A 20,355-nucleotide genomic window follows, 5' to 3' on the forward strand; every position below is an offset into this window, starting at 1 on the left:
GGTGTTGCCGGCGGGGGTGGGCTGGGCCGAGGGTGGCGAGGTGTGCTTGCGGTGGCTACTCGGGCTGCAGGACCGGCCGCCGTTGCCGATCCCGGAGCGACTTGCCGACGGCTCGCTGCCGTCGCCGGAGCAACTGATGGAGCGGGAGATCGCGGCCCGGCCATGGGCGTTCGAGGAGCCGGAGCGGCGTCTGGAGTTGTGCCGTCGGGTCGAGCGCGAGGCTCAGCGGGGCCGGCAGCTCGTGGACCTCACCGCCCGAACGAAGGCTTTGTTCGCTTCTGGTCAGCGCTCGTAGGCGGCTGCCTGGTCCAGGGTCATTTCCTGGTCCCGGTCCTGCTCGGCCCAGTGGGCGAGTTGCTGTGCGCGAGTGTGTTCGGCGGATTCCTCTGTTTGGTGGGCGAGGTCGAGCTGTTGGCGCGCGTGGATCTCGGTGAGGGCGTTTTGCGCGCGTCGGATCGCCTCGATGGTGCTGTCGCCGGTCGTGCTGTCGAAGGCCTGCTCGATCCGAGCGTTGACGGCGGGTTGCCGTTCGTCCGGCGCGATGTCGAGGTCGGTGATTTCTCGGTGCTGGTCCTCGAGGAGTTGCTCGGCATGGTGGGCGTCGAGCCACTCTTGTGCGGTGACCTGGTCGGCTGGGCTGTCGAGGTCGACGCCGCGGGCGGCGAGCTCGTTGCGGGCGCGGTCGGCGTTGACGCGGGTGAGCGCGGTGTGGGCGTACCAGGTGGCGCGGGCGTCGTCGATGATCTCCAGCTCGGCGGCGCGAGCGGCGGCGCGCTCGGCCTCGGCACGGGCTTCGGCGGCTGCGGCGAATAGCTGCTCGCGCTCGGTGGGATCGGCGAGCGTTTCTGCCCGTGCGGTCCATAGTTCGGCATCGGTGTGGTGGCGTTGGGCTTGTTGGTGGGCGGCGGCGAGGTCGTCGGCGACCCAGTCGGGTGCCCAGGTCTTTTCGCGGTCGTAGGCGGCGACGCGGACCCGGAGTTGGCCGTCGGTCATCTGTTGTTCGTCGGCGCCGCGGTCGGGCAGGTCCAGGGCGGTGTGCGCGGCGTGCCACGCGGCGTGGTGTTCGGCAACCCCGGCTGGGGGTGGCGGGCCGAGGGGGTCCTGGTGGTCGGTGTGGTCGACGAGTTCGCGGTAGGCGGCGGCCCAGCCGGCGCGGTGTTCCCACTCGGCGCGGGCCACCGGGTCGTCGGGGACGGGGCCGAGGGCTTCGACGGCCCATTGCGGGGCGTGCTCGGCGGTGTGGGCGCCGAGTTCGCGTCGGCGGTCGTCGGCGGCGTCGGCGAGCAGCTGGAGGCGGTCGCGGTGGTGCTCGGCGAGGTCGGCGGGGATGAGCTCGGCGTAGCTGCTGATCTGGGGTGGCGGCACGCCGTCCAAGGTCTTGGTGATGCGGGCATGAAGCACCTGCGCGGGGTGGTCGGCGCCGTCGAGGCTCCGCGCGGTGACCGCGGCGGCCAGGAGCGCATCGGGGTGGTGGCCGGCGAGTTCGCAGCTGCGCAGCAGCCGGTCGAGGCCGGGCAGGGCGGGGTCGGCGGCCAGGTCGAGGCGCTGGGTTCCGGTGAGGTGCCCGTGGTCGGTGAGCCGGTCGAGCAGGGTGTTGGTGCGGCCGGCGGTGGCGTCGGCGATCTCGGCGGCGAGCCGGTCGACGTGGCGCGCCATCGAGGCCGCCTCGTGTTGGGCGTGTTCGTGTTCGGCGAGGGCGGTGCGGTCGGTGTGGTCGCGCTCGAGGATGTCGGCGAGTACCGCTTGGCCGGTGCGGGGTGCGACGGTGGTGGTCTGCCCGGCGGGGGAGTCCTCGGGGGTGGGGCGGGTGATGACGTGGGCGGTGTTGTGGTGGCGCCCGCGGGTCAGGGCGACGTAGAGCGCGGCGGTGTCGGCGCCGGGTGCGAGGACGGCGTGGGCGGTGTCGACGGTGCGGCCCTGGGCGGCGTGCACGGTGGCGGCGTAGGCGAGCGTGAGGTGCTCGGCCACGTAGTCGCGGGGCAGGGACAGCGTGACGCCGGTGGGGTCGGTGACCTGCAGGCCGCCGTCGTGGAGGGTGGCGGTGACTCGGTAGGTCTGGCGGTTGATCGGGGCGCGGGTGTTGCCGTCGTGCCCGAGGAGGTGCCAGGCGTTGCGGCGGGCCTGCACGAGATCCCCGACACCGGCGACGGTGGCTTGGGCGGTGAGCTCGACCCCGTGCTCGGCGACCCTGCCGAGGGCGACGAGTTCGGCGCGCAGCCCGGCGGACAGCCGGGCGGCGGCTTCATTGGAGCCGACCAGCAGCACGGATTCGCCGCCGGCGAGGGTGTCGGCGAGCCAGGCCCGCCGCGCCGCGGTCTCGGTCTGCTCGCGGGCGCCGCCGTCGCGGATCCGTCCGTGGCGCTGATAGGCGTCCAGTGCGGCAGGGTTGCCGTCGCGCAGGTGCAGGGAGGCGGTGGCTTCCCAGGGGTGGGTGAAGCGGCGGACCTCGGCGAGCTCGTAGCGCAGGCCACGCTCGCCGAGGTCGGCCAGCGCGCCGCCGGGCCCGACGGCGGCGAGCTGGCGCGGGTCCCCGACGAGCAGCAGCTTGCCCCCGTCGGTCGCGACGTGCTGATTGATCCGGGCGAGATCGGCGGTGGTGGCCATGCCGGCCTCGTCGACGACCACGAGGTCACCTTCCTGCACGACCGGAGTCGAGGTGAGCCAGCGGGCGATGTTGTGGGCGGGCAGGCCTTCCTCGGCCAGGACTTGCGCGGCGATCTGCGACGGGGCCAGTCCGATTACCCGGTGGCCGGTGGCGGTCCAGGCGTCGGCGAGGGCGGCGACGGTGAAGCTCTTCCCGGTGCCGGCCGCAGCAGACAAGACTTCGACCCGGGCCCCCGACGACAGCACCCCGACCACAGCCGCGGCCTGGTCCGCGCCGAGCTCGCGCCCGGACTCGGCGAACCGGGACACCACCGCGCGTGCCTCGTCGACGACCAGGGCGGGAGCGCCGCGGACGACCGCGGCCTTGCGCAGTTCGCGCTCGGCGGCGATCTGCCTGCGGCCGCGGCGGGCAGGAGCCGCCGTGTTGCCCCATCCGTAGGTGGCGGTGGGCACCGTGCCTTCGCGCCTGCTCACGAAGTGTCCGAGCGGTTTTCGGCGCGGGTCCGAAGTGTGAACACCCCTCGGCGGCCATCGGCCATGCTGGACTGAATCTGGACAAGGCCGGGTACTGGCTGGGTATGGTCGATGCCGGGGCGTGATCGCTCGCGGATCGGGCGAGGCGCTGTAGTGGGCAAGCCGCGGCCGGCGCAGGTACACGAGCCGGGAGTCGGGCACACCGCCTTTAGCGTGGCCCACTCACTCCGAGTCATGACAGGTGGTGAGTTGGGTGGCCGAGCCTGAAGTGCAGCGCGGCGTGGGGATGCCGGCAGAGCCGCGCTCGACCGGGCAGGTTGCGGATCGCGGGTTTGCCTTCGTCGATGTTCCGCGGCTGGAGCTGGACCAGCTGCTGGGGCAGCTGGTGGACCGGGCGCAGGAGGTCATGGCGAGCCAGGGGCGGCTGCGGGGGCTGCTGCGCGCGCACCAGGCGGTGGGCTCGGATCTGGAGCTGTCGGTGGTGTTGCGCCGCATCGCTGAGGCGGCGCGGGAGCTGGTGGGCGCCCGGTACGCGGCGATGGGGGTCATCGGCTCGGACGGGCACCTGCTCGAGTTCATCCACTCCGGCATGTCCGACGACGCCGCCGAGGTGATCGGGCATCTGCCGCAGGGTAAGGGCCTGCTCGGGGCGTTGATCGACACCCCGGAACCCATCCGGCTTCCGCAGCTGTCCGAGGACGAGCGCTCTTCGGGCTTCCCGCCCGGGCATCCCCCGATGGACAGTTTCCTCGGGGTGCCGGTCCGAATTCGCGACGAGGTGTTCGGCAACCTCTACCTGGCCGAGAGCACCCGGGGGGAGTTCAGCGCCGAGGACGAGGAACTCACCCTCGCGCTGGCCGCCTCCGCGGCGGTGGCCATCGACAACGCCCGCCTCTACGCCGTCGCGCGCGCACGCGGCGAATGGCTGCGGGCCGCGGCCACGATCACCCACGCCGTCCTGGCCCCCGACGATCCCGCGACCGCAGATAGCCCCGAACGGGACTCCGCGAGAGACCCGCTGAGGATGATCGCCGAGCTGTGCCAGCAGATCGCGGATGCCGACGCAACCTCGGTGTGGCTGCCGACCCCCGACGGGCAGCGGCTACGCGCCGAGGTCACCGTGGGCACTGAGGTCACCCCGGGCGCCGAGGATGCCCCCGGTCTCGAGGCCCAACTGGATCATCACCTGCTCCGTGAGGCGGTGGATGCCGGGACGCCGTCGCGGTTCGGTTCCTCAGACAGCGACGCGGCCGGCGTCGTCCCGGAGTGCCTGGACGTGGGCCCGATGATGGTGCTGCCGTTGCGCGATCCGCGCAGTGGGCGCGGGGTGGTGACGGTGCTACGCCGGCGTGGGCGCCCGGTGTTCACTGCCGAGGATCTGGACATGGCGGCCGGGTTCACCAATCAGGCCGCGGTCGCGCTGGCGCTGGCCGAGGCCCGGGTCGAGCAGGAGCGGCTGGTATTGCTCGACGAGCGCGACCGCATCGCCGCGGACCTGCACGACCACATCATCCAGCGGCTGTTCGCCACGGGGTTGTCCCTGCACAGCGCCGCAGCCGGGATGCCGGCGGGACGGGGGACCCAGCGCGTCGTCGACGCGGTCGGTGAGCTCGACTCGGTCATCGGCCAGATCCGCACCACGATCTTCGCCCTCAACCAGCCGGCGACGGAGGGGGCCGGAGGACTGCGGGCTCAGGTGTTGGACCTGGCCACCGAGCTGACAAGGGTGCTCGGGTTCGAGCCGGTGGTGCGGTTCGCGGGCCCGATCGAGACGGTCGCCGACCCCGGGCTGGCTCCCGATCTGTTCGCCGTGGCGCGTGAGGCGTTGACGAACATCGCCCGCCACGCGCACGCCACGCTGGCCGAGGTCGACCTGACCGCGGCGGGCGGCGAGCTGATCCTGCAGGTCGCTGATGACGGCGTCGGTATCCCGGCCGGGGGTCGTCGCTCCGGTCTGCAGAACATGCGCCGCCGCGCCGAGCAGCGCGGTGGCCGCTTCACCCTGCAGCCTCGCGACCCCCACGGTACGGTGCTGACCTGGACCGTTCCCGCCCGCTGACCCGCGCGCCGGGACGCGCCCTCCGGCCCCGACAAGCAGCTTCTCGTAGGTGGCCCCGCGAACCCGCCCACCTGCCCACGGTCGGACAGGTCCATCGCATCCCCGCATCGGGACTTCCGGTGCCCCCGCCGGAGCCTGCAGGCGCGAACCCTGGGTGTCAGCCACCACCGCACCCTGGGAGATCGAGATGCCTATCCGTCCTGCCGAACGCACCGGGGTCGACTCGGCGCAGTGCCGTGTCCTGCTGGCCAAGGCGGCGGTCGGGCGGGTCCTGTTCACCGACATGGCGATGCCCGCCGCCGTGCCCGTCGTCTACGTCCTCGACGACGACGCCGTCGTGTTCCGCGTGTCCGACGACAGCCCCCTGGCCCCGGTGGGCGGTTCGGTGGTCGGGTTCGAGACCGACGACCTCGACCCCGCCACCGGCGAGGGCTGGTCTGTTGGGGTTGTCGGCCTCGCCACCGAGGTCACCGACCCCACCCGGCTCGACGCCCTCAGCACCGTGCTGCCTGGCCCGCCGCACGGGCGCACACTCGCGATCACGCTGGCCCGACTGAACGGACGACGCCACGCCCCGCAGCCGTGACCGGACCCGATCGCGGCACCCCGCCACGGGTGGGGACCGTGCGGAGACCGGTTGATCGGCGAGTTGGTGTCTTTGGTCCCTGGCCACGGGCCCGGGCTCTGGTCAGGGTGACCAGGCCTGTGGCGATCGTGATCGCGGTCGCACGACGCGTCCGTGGCGTCCGCATCGCCGGCCGGCCGGACGTTCGGGAACCGACGAGGAGGACGTGTGCGTGTTGTCGGGGGCGAGCTGAGCGAGATCAGCCGCGCCGAGTGCCTGTCGCTGCTTGCCGGGGCCGAGGTCGGGCGTGTGGCGTTCACCGCGCAGGCCCTGCCCGTGGTGCACCCGGTGGCCTTCCTGCTCGACGGCGAGGAGATCGTGTTCCGCACTGCCGCGGGCAGCACGCTCGCCGCCGCAACCCGGCACGCGGTCGTCGGGTTCCAGGTCGACCACATCGATCCGGCTACCCGCACGGGCTGGACCGTGCTCGGGGTCGGTGAGGCCTACGAGGTCGTGGTGCCGGAACGGCTCCATCAGCTCGCCACGGTGATGCCCGGACCGTGGGCGGCCGGCCGCGACGGGCACGTCATCTCGATACCGCTGCAGCTCCTGCACGGACGCCGGCTCGAACCCCTGGCAGGTGCCCACGGGCCGGATCCGCATCCGGGCTGCTGCGCCTGACACGGGCCGCTCCACCACCGGATCTGGCAGGCGGCAGCCCCCGGTGTCGTGGGTGACCCTGTTCGAGCCGGTACGAGGCGTCGCGCCAGCCCGTGCCGGTCGACGTGCCGGCCGGGGGCCGATGCCTTGCCTCAGCTCAGGGAGGGGCCGTGGTCGGGCTCTTGCTGATCGACCAGTTCATGCCCGAGTACCACTTCTGCATCGTCTTCTCCTGGGTGTTCCGGGCCCCGCCGGCACGATCCTTCGAGACGTTCGTCGGCTCGGATCTCCTGCGGATACCGCTATTGCGGGCGTTGATCGGCGCCCGTGAGATTCCGCAGTTCGTGGCCGACGCAATGCGGCATGGCGACGAGGATTCGGAGGTGCACTTCGGGCGGCCGACGTTCCGGCTGAGGGACATGCCCTCGACCGGCTGGGTGCTGCTCGGGGAGAGGCCGGGTGCCGAGCTCGCGTTCGGCCGGGTGAGCAAAGGCGTGGGAGGGGCGGGGCGGCACGCCGGACGAGCCCGTCGCACCGGACGCGTTCGCCGGCTTCGACCGTCCGGAGTTCGTCACGCTGGTGGAGAGCACGCGGGTGGATCCGTATGGCGAGCGGGCGTCGATCGTGACCGTCGAGTCACGGGTCCTGTGACGCGGCGGTTCTGCAGCCGGCCGACGGCGGCGGGCCGATGGTCGACGTCGGTCGGGGCCGCGTGCCCTACACGCGGCGAGGGTTGCACCGAGAAGGTCACAGGTGAGTGAGGCGCCAGTGCCGCATCCCGCGGGCGGCGCTGCCTGATACGGGGTGGTGCGTAATGACGGGGACGAGTCCGCAGAGGGGCCTCCGGGTAGGCGCTCGACAGGAGGATCGATCGCGGTCGGAGGGCCGGGTGCGCCGGTCGGCGGTGGTGTTGTCGGTCCTGGGCCTGGTGGCGATGGCCGTGGCCGCCGTTCTCGGCCTGGCCGTCGCCGGCGTCTACGGCCCGCCGGCCTCGGTCGCGGCGATGCTGCGCGGCTACGACCTGGTCACCCTCGCCGTCGCCGTTCCGCTGCTGGCCGGGGCGCTGCTCGGCATGCGGCGCGGGTCGGTGGTCGCCGAGCTGGTGTGGGTCGGGGGGCTGGCCTACGGCGTCTACACCTATGCGGTCTACCTGTTCGCGGCGGGGTTCCACGGCCTGTTCTTACTGCATGTGGTCGCGTTCGCGTGCTGCGTCTGGGCATTGCCGTCGGCCCTGACGACCCTGGACCCGGCCGCCGTCGTGCGCCGGGCGTCGGGTCGGGTGCTGCCGCGCATCGTCAGCGTCGTCCTGGCGATCCTGGCCGTGGCGCTCGGCGGCATGTGGGTGATCGCCGCGCTGCGGTATGCGGTCACCGGCGTGCTTCCCGTGAGCAGTGCCCTGGTGGAGCCCGACGTCCTGGTGCACGCCGGCATCGCGCTCGACCTGGCGCTGCTCGTACCGGCCTACGGCCTGGCAGCGGTGCTGCTGTGGCGGCGCACCGGCTGGGGCTACGTGGCGGCGGGCGCGGCGCTGGTCTCCGGCACGCTGCTCCAGGTCGGCTACCTGGTCGCGCTGCCCTTTCAGGCCGCGGCCGGCGTTCCCGGCGCGCAGGCCTTCGATGCCGGCGAGCCACCGATCGCGCTGGCCTACCTGCTGGCCACGATCACGCTGTTCGCCTGCCTCCGCCATCCGGCCCCCGCCCAAGGGGACGGTGCAGGGCAGGCCTCCACCGTTGCTCGGGCAAGCTCGTGACGATCCGCATCGGCGGCGAGGTGACCATCGCTCGGCCGGTCGAGGAGGTGTTCGACGTCCTCGCCGACCCCACGCAACGAGCCGCGGTACAACCCGCGGATGCATCGGGTCGAGCAGCTGACCCAGGGACCGCCCGGCGTCGGTGCCCGGTTCCGGCAGGTCGTCACCGGCCTGGGGCGCCGGGGGAGCGTCACCGAGTGACCGGCTACGACCGGCCGCACCGGCTGGCGTTCCGGATCCGGATGGCGGCGATGGACGTCGCCGGCGAGCAGACCTTCCGGCCGGTCGACGGCGCGACCTGCGCCCGTTGGCGCTGGGAGATCCGCCCGCGCGGGGCCTGGCAGGCGCTGGCCCCGCTGCTGCGCATCGGCGGCGCTCGGCTTGAGCGGCGGGTCCGGCGCGACCTCAAGGCCTACCTGGAGCAGACCCCGGGCCGCTGGCCGCCCCGCCACCGGCAGCCGCTCCCAGTGGCGGCCGGGGTGGACGTCGTGCCGGTGGGCCCGGGGCGCCTGGCCTCCACCGTGTACCTGGTGCGGTCCGGCGCCTCCTGGGTGCTGGTGGACGCCGGCTGGGCCGGCGATGCGGAGCGATCCGGCAGGCGGCCGGCGAGGCCGGCACCGCCGCCCAGGCCCTGGCCCGGATCCCGGCCGCCCGCCCGGACGTGGCCATCCTCGACGTGCGGCTGCCCGACGGCGACGGCGTGACCGTCTGCCGCGACGTGCGTTCGGCGATGGAGCCGCCCCCGGCCTGCCTCATGCTCACCTCGCACTCCGACGACGAGGCGCTGTTCGGCGCGATCATGGCCGGCGCCTCGGGCTACCTGCTCAAGCAGGTCGCCGGCACCGACCTGATCGGGGCCGTGCGCACCCTCGCCGCCGGCGGGTCGCTGCTCGACCCCGAGGCCACCGCCCTGGTGCTCGAGCGGCTCCGCGCCGGGGACAAGCCGGAGGACCCCCTCTACGAGGCGTTGTCCCCGCAGGAGCGGCGCATCCTCGGGCTGGTCGCCGACGGGCTGACCAACCGGCAGATCGGCGCGGAGCTCTTCCTGGCCGAGAAGACGGTGAAGAACTACGTCTCCTCGCTGCTGCACAAGCTGGGCTACTCGCGGCGCACCGAGGCCGCGGTGTACGAGACCCAACGCCGGTCCGCCCGATGACACGCGGGATCCGGCAGGCTCGGCGCCGGCACCGGCGGCTGGTTAGCCTGCGGCGGTGACCTCGACGACCTCACCGGCATCTCCGTCCTCTCCCACCGAACGTGTCGTGGTGGGGGTCGACGGATCCGAACCGTCGAAGCAGGCTCTGCGCTGGGGCCTGTTCCTGGCTCGCACCACCGGCGCCGAGCTCGAGGCCGTGACGGCCTGGATGTTCCCCGCCCTCGCCGCCTCCGGCGGTCTCTGGCCTGCGGAGTGGGACCCGCAGCAGGACGCCGTGGACGCACTCCACCGTTCGGTCGTCGAGGTGTTCGGCGAGCAGCCACCGGTGCCGGTGCGCGAAACCGTCGCCGAAGGCGGCGCCGCCCGGGTCCTGCTCGAGGTCAGCAAGGACGCCCGCATCCTGGTCGTGGGCAGCCGCGGACACGGCGGGTTCAGCGGCCTGCTGCTCGGCTCGGTCAGCTCCGCCTGCGCCGAGCACGCCCCCGGCGCGGTCCTGGTCGTGCACGGCGAAACCCCGCCCCCGCCGGCGGTGAACGCATAGCGTTCGCCCCGCCGCTTCGAGGGTGGACCCGCTGTGGCGGCGGAGCTGTTCGTCGCTGCACGGTCACCCGGAACACCGGGAAGCGTTCGGCGACTGCCTCGAACTCGTCTCTGGTCAAGGCGGGTCCGACGCCGAAGTAGTGGCGTGCGTCCTGCTGCACGCGTCCTGGCCGCGACTGCCGTTCCGGGCGGAGCACGTACGACCGCAGGATGGGCGCGCGGTCCTGCACCGGAACCTCGGCCAGCACCGCCGCCCGTCGCAGTGGTCCACGGGCGAGCGTCACCCGTCCACCGGTTCCCGGATGTTGCGCACCCACTCCGACTGGCGGTCAGCGAGACGAGATCGGCGCTGCCCGCGTGTTCGGTCTGCAACAGGGTGGTCCGCCGGACGACTCCGCTCCGGCGCCCGGGGACCTCCAGGGTGGCGACGTCCCGCGGAGTGAGCCCCAGTCGGGTCAGCATCAGCCCCACCGGCTGCAACCGGGCTTACCACGCAGGCGGGGGCCGGTACCGGTCGTCGCTCGGGTTCGCCAGGGGACGGAGTGCGGAGTGCAGGTCTCGGCGCGCGCCCTGCCGTCGGTTCAACCGCCGGTCGAGCATCCGGAACGCTCGCCGGCGGATCAGGTGGCTGAACGGGCCCACCACCCGCCAGTAGCGCAGGAAGCGCCGGCGGCTGCGGGCGTCGGTCAGCAGGGCACGAGTCTCGACGACCAGGATCGACGCGCTACTGCCGTAGGGAGTGACCCGGAAGCTGATCGCGATCTTCGCGAACCCGGGATCGGCGAAGTCGGCGAAGGTTTCCGCGGTCACCTGGGGTTCGGCTCCGCCGAGAGTCCATGGCCGTCCGACGGAGCCGAGCACCGTCTCGACCCCGGGTGTCTCCCCGAGCAGCAGCCAGCCCCTCCCGGTCATGTCTCGGATCAGGAAGGTGTCGTCGCGCTCAGCGCGCGGGTGCCGTCGGATCAGCCGTTCGGGCAGTCCGCGGGCGGCGATCAGCAGGCGGATCAGGGGCGAGTCAAAGGCGTCGAGCGACAGGAGCGCTTCGTGGCACTGCTGCGGCGGGACCCGGAAAACCCCTGTGTGCACCACGCTGATGTCGTAGGTCGGCAGGAACCGGTCGAGTGTCAGGACGGGGCTCGGCGTGCCGGGTGGTGGTTGGGCCGTCATCGTGCGACCTCCCGTTTCTCCGGATCGGACGTGGTGCTCATTCTGCTGCTGCCTCGGGTGCTCCGAAGCGGGGCAGCCAGCGCCGCAGTGCCTCGTCGGGCGCGCCCCGGGTGTCCGACGGGACCGTCGGGCCGGACGGCGAGCGCGCCGGTGGCCGGGGCACCTCCAGGGTGTGGGCGTGCGCGTTCGGGGCGCGGTACGGCGGGAAGGGTGAGGGCCGGCGCTCCACAGCGGACCTGCGCGCCGTGTGCGTGCGCCTGCAGGGCCAGAGCCCGATCGGCCCGGCGCCGAGTACGAGGACGTCGGGTCGAAGGGGTCACGCGACGGCGCCCGGGCGCCACCATTGTGGCGCGCCGTCGCCGGGCAGGGCGCGGCCCGCCAGCGAGGCATCGCGCAGCAGTTCGTCCCGTTGCAGTCCCGGCAGCACCTGGTAGTGGATCGACGCGCGCGGGCACACGAGCGCGAGCACCCGCCAGAGCGCGCGGGCGTAGGCTTCGGCGAGCGCCGGGTCGTCCCACTCGTCGAGCCCGCAGTAGACGCCGTGCTCGTCGTGGGCCAGCCACAGCTCGGGCACGTATTCGGGGAACCCCAGGAACAGCGGAGTGTTGGGCAGGCTCTCGGCCCGCAACGCGGCGTGACCCAGGCGGCCGCGAACCGCCCGGAGCCGGAACCGCACCACGAGCACACACGGATCAAATGGCGCCGGGTGGTCGACGACCGTCTCGCGGTACACCCGGGCCGAGGTGCCGTCGGCGAACCGCAGGCGCATCCCCACATGGGTACGCGGCAGGTGGATCCGGTGGCGGGCCAGCAGCACTCCCGTGGTGGCGGCGCACCGGGCCAGTGCGCGGGCCGCGGCTGCCACCGGAAGCGGCCCCTGCACGACTGGGGTCAGGTTTCCGGGCACGTCGGCCTCCGGTCGGGTATCGGCACGTCGGGAGCCTGTCCGCCCGCGGCCGTGCGGGGGCAGGGGCCAACGGCCGGAACGCGATGGGCCGCTGCGCCCTCGTCTGCTGGACGGGCACGACCGCCGAGGGCGAGAGGTCTCCGCGGACAGCGGCGCGGCCACGGGGCGCCGTGCCGGCGTCGGCTGCCCCGCTGAATCGAGCACGGGCGTTGCGCGCCGGCACCGTCCCGCGCGAGAGCGCAGCCTGCTGACGCCGATCGGCAGACGCGCCTCCTCGCAGAGCGGACCAGACCACAGACCGGGCTGTATGGGCCGGAGGAACGGGACGTCCGGTGCCCCGGTTCGGTGCCCTCGCCCCGGGACGGGGTCCTGCGGCGGCCGGGATCGTCGTCGGCGAGCCCCTCGGAGGTGCACCGTGACCCGACCCGACTTCCCGCCCCCGTCCGTCTCTCCGCCCGTCGGGCGTGGTGAGACCCGCAGGCTGCGCCGCAGCCGGCGGGACCGCGTGTTCGGCGGCGTGTGCGGCGGCGTCGCCCGTTACCTCGACGTCGACCCGGTGCTGCTGCGGATCGCTGCCGTCGCGCTCGCCCTCTCGGGCGGGTTCGGCGTGCTGGCCTACGTCGTCGCCTGGATCGTCGTCCCGGAGGCCGACGAGGACGAGCCGGACACCGCACCCGCGACCGGGGACCGGCACACCGTCGCGATCGCCTGGGGCGCCGTGCTGATCGGGCTCGGCGCCCTGCTCCTGGCCCGGCAGTGGATGCCCTGGTTCGGTGCCGAGGTGTTCTGGCCGCTGGTCGTCGTCGCCGTCGGGATCGTCGTGCTCGTGTCGGGGCACCGGGGGCGGTCGTGACGGCGACCGAGCCCCGCGTCGTGGAGGCGCCGCGGATCCGGCGCAGGGCGGGCCCGCAGTGGGGGCGCATCGTGCTCGGGTCGTTGATCGTCGCGGTCGGCGTCGGCTCGATGCTCGACGCGCAGGGTGTCTCCGTTCCGTGGCGGTTCGTGCCGGCCGTCGGGCTCGTCCTGGTCGGCGTGGTCCTGCTGCTGTCCCTGGCGGTCGGGGTCGAGGCCGACGTCGTCGCCGGCAGCGTGACGGTCGACGGGGGCAAGGTCGAGGAGGGTGTCGATCTGTCGTGGTCCCGGCCCGCGACCTCGCCGGCGCCCGTCGTCGCGGTCGACCTGGGGGTCGGGGACGTGGAGGTGCACCGTGTCGGTTCCTGAGACGGCCCCTTCCGGGGCGTTCCCGGAGTTCTCGGCGGGCGTGCTCGGTGCCGGTCTGGGCTTCCTGCTGCTCGGTGTGGTGTTCCTGTTGCAGGAACTGGGGCTGCTCACGATCACGTGGTCGGTGATCGTGCCCGCTGTCCTGATCGTCGTGGGTGCGGTGACGGTCGTCGGCGGGGTGGTCGGGGTGCACCGCCGACGCGGAAGGCGCTGAGGCGGCCACGCCGCGCGGATTCAGCCGGCCCCTCCGCGCGCGCGGTGGCTGCGCATGACCAGCGCGTTGACCGCGCACAGCAGCACACCGACCCCGAGCAGCCCGCCCGCGACGGCGAACTGCTGCGCCGGCCGGCCCGACAGCGGTGTGGCCAGGTAGCCACAGGTCAGCACCCCCAGCACCGGCGCCCAGGTGGGTGCGCGGAAGTGGCGGTGGTCGACCGGTTTGCGCCGCAGCACCAGCACGGCGACGTTGACGACGGTGAAGACCGCCAGCAGCAGGAGCGAGGTGGTCCCGCCCAGCAGGCTGATGTCCGAGGCGAGCACGAGTGCGTAGGCCACCACGCTGGAGAAGAGGATCGAGACCCAGGGTGTCCGGCGGCGCGGATGGACGGCACCGAACGGCCGCGGGAGCCAGAACCGTTCGTCTGACGCTCCCGCATGCGGCAGTACCTGAGCCGGTAGCCCCACGCGTGGCGGCAGGGCTGTCATCATCACCAGGTCACCGTCACAGTGGAAGGCAGCCGCGTGAACTCGGCGGTCCAGACGTCTCCACGGACCAGGTCGTGGCGGGAGAAGCTGCCGGTGATGACGACGTCGCCGGCTCGGAGATGGCGGCCGAACCTGGCCAGCTGACTGGTCAGTGCCGCGAGTGACCGGTACGGGTGGTCCATGGGGCTCGGCAGGAACGCACCGAGGTGCTCCTGGTTGTGGTCGACCCGGACCGGGTCGAGATGCGGATCCGGCGTAGGGGCCACACCCGGCCCGAGGACGACTCCCCAATGGGTGAGGTTGTCGGCAACGAGAGAGGCATGCGACCGGTCCGGCCCAAGACGGAACTGGTTGATCTCGAATGCCGCGTGGACCGAGTTCAGAGAGTCGGAGACGTCTTCGGGACGAATCGGTTCGTGGATGTCGCGACTGATGCGGAGGGCGATCTCGGGCTCGATGCCCAGGTCGTGCGGCCCGGTGATCGCCAGGTGTGCGCCGCTGGGGAGGATGCGGCTGCGCGGGATGTGACCGAACGGCCTTACCCCTCGCCCCATCATGTCGTGCGCTGCACCGGAGGTGAGTCCCACCTTCCAGCCGGCCACCTCGTCACCTGACGCTTCGAGCACATCCGCCAGGAGCAGTTGCGTGCGCAGGGCCAGGTCCATGTCTGAGCCGAGGAGCTGGTTGAGCTCCGCGACGTCGACATCGCACTCGTCAGCTCGCTCCAGCAGCCGTGCTGCGCGGGTGGCTGCGTGTTGCCGCTCGCCGCTGTCCATCTCCTGCATCGGCCATCCCTCGTGTCCCGACCAGTGCCCAGAGTCGCACGTTGGTCGTGTCGACCCTGGCGACTAGATTAGCGGGCGCTCGTCAGTGCCGCAAAAGACCAGGTCAAAGCTGAGTAGATCTACTAAATCCGATAAAGGTGACCGTTGACACACAAGCTGCGGATGGTTATCGTCGCCCTGCACCACGCCGGAACCCGGGCCTGTTGAGGGCAGCTCGTCCAAGGGAGGAAGAGCAGATGAGGACTTTGCGATTGACGACTCGCCGGGCGAGGTGCGCCATCCTGGCAGTCGTGGTCGCCGTGGGGGTGTCCGCCTGCGGATCGTCCTCCGGGAGCGGCGGCGCGACGGCCGTCAAGTTCCAGTTGAACTTCGTCCCGTACGGCGGCGATGCGCCGATCTACCTCGCGGTCGAGCGTGGGTACTATCGGGACGAGGGACTCGACGTCACGATCCTCCCCGGTAAGACCGGTGTCGAGACCATCAGCGCGGTCGCCAACGGCCAGGTGGACTTCGGTACGGCACCGGATTCGCAGGTCATCTCCGCAGCCGGTCAGGGTGCCACGGTCGTCTCGGTCGGCAACCGCTTCGCTGCACCGGCCGTCGGGGTGATCGTTGATTCGAGGCTGCAGGTGAACGGGCTCGCCGACCTGGCGGGGAAGCGAATCCTGAGTTCGTCGCCGGTGTACGCGGAACTGCTGAAGTCTTCGATGCGGGCCGCCGGGGTCGACCCCGGGTCGGTGGAGCTGGTGACGGTGAACGGACCGGCGCTCTTGTCGACCTACGCGGGTGGTGAGGGTGAGGGCCTCGTCACCTCGGTCCCGTTCGCCCTGCCCGTCGTCTCGCCCCAGCGCGAGAGCGACGTCGTTTCCCTGGTCGACTACGGCGTGACCATCCCCGAGTTCAGCTTCATCGCGAACCCCGCCTTCGTCGACAGCAAGGCCGAGACCGGCCGCAAGTTCCTCAGCGCGACCTATCGAGGCATGGACGCGGCCATGCGTGATCCGCAGGCCGCGATCGACGCGCTGATGGCCGCGGTCCCCGGGATCGACGAACAGGCGGCCATGGGTCAGATGCTCGCCTATGGTCAGGCTCAGTGCTCGAGCGGCACCAACGGCAAGACGGTCGCCTACCAGGACCTCGACGCATGGAAGTCCGGCTACACCCAGATGATGGAGATCGGTGCTGCCGAGGCCGGCGTCGACATCAGCCGGCTCGTGACCAACGAATTCCAGGACGCCACTTCGACGTCGTGTCCCACCAGCTGGAGCAAATGATGGAGATCGCGGTCCAGAACCGTTCCCGTTCCCCCCTGCGCTCGGGCGACGCCTATATCGCGCTGGAAGGCGTCAGCAAGCAGTTCCACGACCGGACGCGGACGGTGCCGGCGCTCGACCCGGTCGACCTGCGCGTCGACCGAGGCGAGTTCGTGAGCATCCTGGGGCCGTCGGGGTGCGGCAAGAGCACTCTGCTGACGATGATCGCAGGTCTGGAGAGGCCCTCGACGGGGACGGTCGAGGTCAACGGCCAACCCCTGGCGCGGGTCAACAGCGACCTGGGCATGGTATTCCAGAGGGATCTGCTCTTGGAATGGCGCTCTGCGCTCGACAATGTCCTTCTCCAGGTGCAGCTGCGCGGCCTGCCGGCCAAGGAATACACGGGCAAAGCCGGTGTGCTCCTGGAGCAGGTCGGCCTCGGCTCGTTCGCAGACGTGCGCCCACGTCAGTTGTCCGGAGGCATGCGACAGCGGGTCGCGATCTGTCGCGCCCTCCTGCACGACCCACCGCTGCTGCTGATGGACGAGCCTTTCGGTGCACTCGACGCCATGACCAGAGAACAGCTGAACGTCGACCTGCGGAAGCTGACCGAGGAACGCGATACCACGGTGCTGTTCGTGACCCACAGCATCGAGGAGGCGGTCTTTCTCGGCAGCCGAGTGGTGGTCATGACGGGTCGGCCCGGCCAGATCGCGGCCGACATCCCGATCAAGATCGACGGCCCCCGGGATCGGTGGCCACGGGGCGCCTCACCGTACGACCCGTACATCGAACAGGCCAGGGACGCACTGGAAGGAATCCTCCGATGACAGTCGCCGAGTCACGCGTCCAGCCGGACGCATCCGAGGCACTGGCGAGCGGTGGCCGGGGGCGTAGGCTCCGTCGCCCCGTATCGGGGGCGTCCAGCGTCTCGTGGGGCCTGCTGGGCATCGCGATCACGATCGTGATCTGGCAGCTCGTCGTCTCGTTCACCGATGTCGCGGCGGTGACGCTGCCCAGCCCCGGGCTCGTCGCCCGCAGTCTGATCGACCACCACGCGATCCTGATGGCCGACACCGTGGTCACACTCGCGGAGACGGTCTACGGTTTCGCGATCGCCGCGGTCGTGGGGCTCCTCGTTGCCTTGGTGCTCACCGCTTCCAAGACGATCGAGAAGATCGTCTACCCGCTGCTGGTGATCAGCCAGGCCGTGCCCAAGGTGGCGGTCGCCCCCGTCTTCTTGGTGTGGTTCGGCTTCGGTATGCAGGTCAACGTCCTGACGGCTGCGATCCTGGCGGTCTTCCCCATCATCGTTAACGGCGTCCTGGGATTCCAGGAGACGAGCAACGACTACCTCGCACTCGGACGCGTGATGGGCGCCAACAAGCTCCGTCTGCTGTGGCGCATCCGGCTCCCCGCCGCCATGCCCAGCATCTTCGCCGGGCTCAAACTCGGCATCACCTTCGCCACGGTCGGTGCGGTCGTCGGCGAGATGGTGGCGGGCCAGGAGGGGCTCGGGTACCGGGTCCAGTTCAGCTCCGGCCAGCTTGACACCCCGATGGTTTTTGCTGCGCTCGTCCTGCTGTCCGCCGCCGGCGTCGCCCTGTTCTACGTCCTCGTCGGCCTCGAGAAGCTCGTTGTCCGACGCTGAGGCACCCGGCCCATTCCCACTCAGACGCCTCTCCGGACACAAAAGGCTCGAGAAGGAGTCGACATGGATGTCAAGCTCGAAACGATCGTCGAGTTCGTGCACGTAGCACGTCAGCAACCGCTGCGCGAAAACGTGGCCGCGGCCGCGGTCCGCCACTTCGTGGACGGTCTCGGATGCGCTGCGGGGGGCCTGCGCTCGACCGGCCCCGCCAAGCTCACGGCTGCCTTCGGCGGCCTGCAGTCGGAACGGTCGGCGTCGGGCTGCGGGATGGACGAGAAGGTGTCCGTCTACGCAGCGGCCATCATCAACTCCTCCATGGCGCGGGCCCTGGATTACAACGACACCTACATCCGGGTGCCGTCGGGTCACCCGAACGACATGACGCCGGCATTGTTCGCGCTCGCCGAGTCGATCGGCGCCTCGGGGGAGGAATTCCTGCGTGCCTCATGGATTTCCTACGAGATCTTCGCCGCTCTCTCGGACGTGGCGCCGATCAGAGATCGAGGCTGGGACCAAGGGATTCAATGCTCGACGGGCGTGGCGGCCGCAGGCTCCTACCTGCTGGATCTCAGCCCAGAACAGACGGCCAACGCGATCAGCCTGGCCCTCACGCCGGCCCTACCGATGCGCGTGGTCCGCACCGGCGAACTCTCGGAATGGAAGGGCTGCGCGACCGCGCACGCAGGCATGACCGCGCTGATGGCCGTCGACATGGCGCGTGCCGGGCTGACAGGACCGCCGATGCCGTTCGACGGAGTCGACGGTCTGTGCGCGTTGGCCACTGGCCCCTTCAAGCTCGAGGTGCCGTCACACTCCACCAGATCCGCGTTCGACGACACCCTTGTCAAACACTTCCCCGCGGAACTCAGCTCCCAGGTGCCGATCGAGATCGCCCTGGCCCTGCGTGACGAGGGGCTCGACCCTGCGTCGGTCACGAGCATCGAGATCGACATCCACCGCCTGGGCTGGACCGAGATCGGTGGCGGGCAAGGCGACGTCGACGAGAAGTGGCACCCGACGACGCGCGAGACCGCCGACCACTCACTGCCGTACATCTTCGCCGCCGCGCTGGTGGACGCCGCCATCACGCCGCACACCTTCGCCGAACAGCGGCTGTCCGACCCGCGTCTGGCCGACCTCATCGCCGTGACCCACGTGCGGGAGGATCCGGAACTGACCGAACGACTGGCCAGCGATCAGGCGCTCGCCACTCGGATCACGGTGCGGACCGGCGCGGGCGAGGAGATCGTGCGAGAGCAAGACCACCCGCTCGGCGCGCCGGCACGGCAGATGACCCGGGCCGACATCGAGGAGAAGGCCCGGCCCATGCTGAGCCAGGTGCTCGGCCGGCCCGGTGTCGACGAGCTCCTCTCGGCGGCGTGGGACCTGCCCGCGGCGGCACGGCTGGACGACGTGGCCGGCCTCATGCGTGCTCTCACGTGACCCGTGACATCACCGCGCTCCGAGGGCCACAGGCATCCGAGAACGACGGACAGGAGGAGCATCCCGTGCACCAGAACTTCCGGCGCCTCGACCGACCGGAGCGGGAAGAGATCGTCCTCGACGCGGCCCGAGACCTCTTCCTGACCCAGGGCTACTCCGCCACCAAGATGTCTGACCTGGCCGCGGCCGCCGGAGTGACCCCCGCCGCCCTCTACGGGTACTTCTCCTCGAAGGACCACGCCCTGGCTGCCGTCCAGGCCGACGTCGAGGCGTCCGTCATGCGCCAACTGCCGGTGGCGTCGCCGATGGCTCGTCTCGAGGCCTACCTCGAGATCGTCCGAGAGACGTCACGACCCCTGCACCGCATGATGCACGAACGGGCCGCCCACTCCGACCAGGTCGCCACCGTCCTGAAGGAGGTGCACCGCAACATCGACACCCTCATCAGGGAAGCGGTCTCCTCCTACGGCATTACCCAGCCGGACGAGGACCGTCTGGTCGAGCTGTGCACGGCGGTCATCGAGGGCACCAACGCGACGCGGTCGCCACTGCACTCCTCCCAGCTGGTGCGATTTGCCATCGAGCGGGTCCGCGACGCGACGCTCTCGAAGCCGGGTAGTCGTCCGCTGCCGGTGCAGGGCGAGAGGGCGGCGCCGGACGACGCCGGGCCTGCCGCGGTGCAGGTGCACATCGAGGCGTTGGACAGCGAGGACATCTTCGCCGCCGTGGACGTTCCGACGGCGCGCCGCCTCCTCGAGGTCGCCACGAGCGAGTTCGCGGCACACGGCTATGGCGGAACCACTACCCGACGGATCACCTCCCAGGCCGGCCTCAGCTCGACCGCGCTGTACGCGCACTTCAAGACCAAGGAGGAAATGCTGCACAGGATCAGCCGGCTGGCGCACGAGCAGCTCCTCGCAGCAATGCGTCGAGCCTCGCTGACCGGCACGGGTTCGGTGAGCTCTTACCTGTCGATCGTCGGGACCTTCATCAGGTTCCACGTCGACCACTCGACACTTGCGCGGGTGATCCAGTACGAGCTCCGCGGGCTCTCGAGGCCTCACCTGTTGCAGGTGGCTTCCTACCGTCGCCAGATCGACACCCTCATCCGATCGAGCATCGAGGCGGGCGTAGCCGACGGTCAGTTCCGCTGCGATGACGTCGCCGGCACTGCGCTGGCAATCGAGTCGGTGGCCATCGACATCGCTCGGTGGCACGACGCGGAGAGCACGGCCGCAGGCAGGTCCGCGATCGTCGAGCGCTACCTCAGATACTCCCTCGCCCTCGCGGGCGCCCGCAATCGAGCGATCGCCCCGGCCATTGTGCTCCTGCACGGCCGGAGCCGGGAGAGCAGCCCGCTGCCGCATCCCGACGACGCAGTTTCGGCGCAGACCGGCACTGTCGAATAGGAGACC

21 protein-coding genes and 1 pseudogene are annotated in these 20,355 nt (G+C 71.4%); 17 read left to right on the top strand and 5 right to left on the bottom strand.

From position 1 onward, the window contains the following. The first annotated feature begins 46 nt into the window (after positions 1 to 46). Complete coding sequence (locus ACL02T_RS23110) at positions 47 to 295, top strand: hypothetical protein (RefSeq protein ID WP_412832842.1); 249 nt, start codon at positions 47 to 49, stop codon at positions 293 to 295. On the opposite strand, the gene ACL02T_RS23115 is transcribed toward ACL02T_RS23110, so the two are convergent. Continuing rightward, positions 283 to 3,078 carry an AAA family ATPase gene (locus ACL02T_RS23115; RefSeq protein ID WP_412832843.1) on the bottom strand — a complete coding sequence of 932 codons (2,796 nt, stop codon included), beginning with the start codon at positions 3,076 to 3,078 and terminating at the stop codon, positions 283 to 285. The genes ACL02T_RS23110 and ACL02T_RS23115 overlap by 13 nt on opposite strands. 253 nt (positions 3,079 to 3,331) lie before the next feature. Between ACL02T_RS23115 and ACL02T_RS23120 the strand changes: the two genes are divergently transcribed. The 8 genes and pseudogenes from ACL02T_RS23120 (at position 3,332) to ACL02T_RS23155 (ending at position 9,809) form a co-directional block, all read left to right on the top strand. After that, entirely contained in the window at positions 3,332 to 5,137 is a 1,806-nt protein-coding gene (locus tag ACL02T_RS23120) for a sensor histidine kinase (protein ID WP_412832844.1), read from the top strand. A 187-nt stretch (positions 5,138 to 5,324) separates the two neighbouring features. Then, the gene (locus tag ACL02T_RS23125) at positions 5,325 to 5,723 is read left to right on the top strand and encodes a pyridoxamine 5'-phosphate oxidase family protein (protein WP_412832845.1); all 399 of its coding nucleotides are present in this window, start codon (positions 5,325 to 5,327) and stop codon (positions 5,721 to 5,723) included. A gap of 207 nt (positions 5,724 to 5,930) precedes the next feature. Further along, positions 5,931 to 6,383, top strand: coding sequence for a pyridoxamine 5'-phosphate oxidase family protein (locus tag ACL02T_RS23130; protein ID WP_412832846.1), 453 nt, complete (start codon positions 5,931 to 5,933; stop codon positions 6,381 to 6,383). Positions 6,384 to 6,532: 149 nt separating this feature from the next. After that, positions 6,533 to 7,123: a hypothetical protein gene (locus ACL02T_RS23135; RefSeq protein WP_412832847.1), complete on the top strand. Its 591-nt coding sequence runs from the start codon at positions 6,533 to 6,535 to the stop codon at positions 7,121 to 7,123. Between the two features lie 128 nt (positions 7,124 to 7,251). Next, positions 7,252 to 8,112, top strand: coding sequence for a hypothetical protein (locus tag ACL02T_RS23140; protein ID WP_412832848.1), 861 nt, complete (start codon positions 7,252 to 7,254; stop codon positions 8,110 to 8,112). 47 nt (positions 8,113 to 8,159) lie between these two features. Beyond that, a pseudogene (locus tag ACL02T_RS23145) lies at positions 8,160 to 8,471 on the top strand (SRPBCC family protein); the annotation flags it as partial. Between the two features lie 188 nt (positions 8,472 to 8,659). Then, positions 8,660 to 9,268, top strand: coding sequence for a LuxR C-terminal-related transcriptional regulator (locus ACL02T_RS23150; protein ID WP_412832955.1), 609 nt, complete (start codon positions 8,660 to 8,662; stop codon positions 9,266 to 9,268). A 55-nt stretch (positions 9,269 to 9,323) separates the two neighbouring features. Further along, complete coding sequence (locus ACL02T_RS23155; protein ID WP_412832849.1) at positions 9,324 to 9,809, top strand: universal stress protein; 486 nt, start codon at positions 9,324 to 9,326, stop codon at positions 9,807 to 9,809. A 485-nt stretch (positions 9,810 to 10,294) separates the two neighbouring features. On the opposite strand, the gene ACL02T_RS23160 is transcribed toward ACL02T_RS23155, so the two are convergent. Both ACL02T_RS23160 and ACL02T_RS23165 read right to left on the bottom strand, forming a co-directional pair. Continuing rightward, entirely contained in the window at positions 10,295 to 10,975 is a 681-nt protein-coding gene (locus ACL02T_RS23160) for a hypothetical protein (protein WP_412832850.1), read from the bottom strand. Positions 10,976 to 11,291: 316 nt separating this feature from the next. Further along, a complete protein-coding gene (locus tag ACL02T_RS23165) occupies positions 11,292 to 11,840 on the bottom strand; it encodes a hypothetical protein (protein WP_412832851.1) in 549 nt (182 codons plus the stop codon). A gap of 457 nt (positions 11,841 to 12,297) precedes the next feature. Here ACL02T_RS23165 and ACL02T_RS23170 point away from each other — a divergent pair, with 457 nt between their 5' ends. The 3 genes from ACL02T_RS23170 to ACL02T_RS23180 are packed head-to-tail and all read left to right on the top strand — an operon-like array spanning position 12,298 to position 13,317. After that, the gene (locus ACL02T_RS23170; protein ID WP_412832852.1) at positions 12,298 to 12,735 is read left to right on the top strand and encodes a PspC domain-containing protein; all 438 of its coding nucleotides are present in this window, start codon (positions 12,298 to 12,300) and stop codon (positions 12,733 to 12,735) included. Then, positions 12,732 to 13,103, top strand: coding sequence for a hypothetical protein (locus tag ACL02T_RS23175; protein ID WP_412832853.1), 372 nt, complete (start codon positions 12,732 to 12,734; stop codon positions 13,101 to 13,103). Before ACL02T_RS23170 ends, ACL02T_RS23175 begins: the two co-directional genes overlap by 4 nt. Further along, complete coding sequence (locus tag ACL02T_RS23180; RefSeq protein ID WP_412831647.1) at positions 13,090 to 13,317, top strand: hypothetical protein; 228 nt, start codon at positions 13,090 to 13,092, stop codon at positions 13,315 to 13,317. Before ACL02T_RS23175 ends, ACL02T_RS23180 begins: the two co-directional genes overlap by 14 nt. Positions 13,318 to 13,337: 20 nt before the next feature. On the opposite strand, the gene ACL02T_RS23185 is transcribed toward ACL02T_RS23180, so the two are convergent. After that, positions 13,338 to 13,811: an amino acid permease gene (locus ACL02T_RS23185; RefSeq protein ID WP_412832956.1), complete on the bottom strand. Its 474-nt coding sequence runs from the start codon at positions 13,809 to 13,811 to the stop codon at positions 13,338 to 13,340. Then, positions 13,811 to 14,593, bottom strand: coding sequence for a 2-keto-4-pentenoate hydratase (locus ACL02T_RS23190; protein ID WP_412832854.1), 783 nt, complete (start codon positions 14,591 to 14,593; stop codon positions 13,811 to 13,813). The genes ACL02T_RS23185 and ACL02T_RS23190 overlap by 1 nt, the downstream gene beginning before the upstream one ends. 290 nt (positions 14,594 to 14,883) lie before the next feature. On the opposite strand from ACL02T_RS23190, the gene ACL02T_RS23195 reads away from it, so the two are divergent. The 5 genes from ACL02T_RS23195 to ACL02T_RS23215 all read left to right on the top strand — a co-directional run bounded on the left by ACL02T_RS23195 (position 14,884) and on the right by ACL02T_RS23215 (position 20,349). Then, positions 14,884 to 15,867 carry an ABC transporter substrate-binding protein gene (locus ACL02T_RS23195; RefSeq protein ID WP_412832855.1) on the top strand — a complete coding sequence of 328 codons (984 nt, stop codon included), beginning with the start codon at positions 14,884 to 14,886 and terminating at the stop codon, positions 15,865 to 15,867. Continuing rightward, positions 15,864 to 16,676, top strand: a complete 813-nt coding sequence (locus ACL02T_RS23200; RefSeq protein WP_412832856.1) for an ABC transporter ATP-binding protein — start codon at positions 15,864 to 15,866, stop codon at positions 16,674 to 16,676. Before ACL02T_RS23195 ends, ACL02T_RS23200 begins: the two co-directional genes overlap by 4 nt. Before the next feature lie 134 nt (positions 16,677 to 16,810). Continuing rightward, positions 16,811 to 17,497, top strand: coding sequence for an ABC transporter permease (locus tag ACL02T_RS23205; RefSeq protein ID WP_412832857.1), 687 nt, complete (start codon positions 16,811 to 16,813; stop codon positions 17,495 to 17,497). Between the two features lie 63 nt (positions 17,498 to 17,560). Next, on the top strand, positions 17,561 to 18,940 hold the full coding sequence (locus ACL02T_RS23210) for an MmgE/PrpD family protein (RefSeq protein WP_412832858.1): 1,380 nt from the start codon (positions 17,561 to 17,563) through the stop codon (positions 18,938 to 18,940). Further along, positions 18,877 to 20,349, top strand: a complete 1,473-nt coding sequence (locus ACL02T_RS23215) for a TetR/AcrR family transcriptional regulator (protein WP_412832859.1) — start codon at positions 18,877 to 18,879, stop codon at positions 20,347 to 20,349. The genes ACL02T_RS23210 and ACL02T_RS23215 overlap by 64 nt, the downstream gene beginning before the upstream one ends. The last annotated feature ends 6 nt before the right edge of the window (positions 20,350 to 20,355 follow it).

Origin of the sequence: Pseudonocardia oceanicola (assembly GCF_047200735.1) — a bacterium.
Lineage (GTDB): Bacteria > Actinomycetota > Actinomycetes > Mycobacteriales > Pseudonocardiaceae > Pseudonocardia.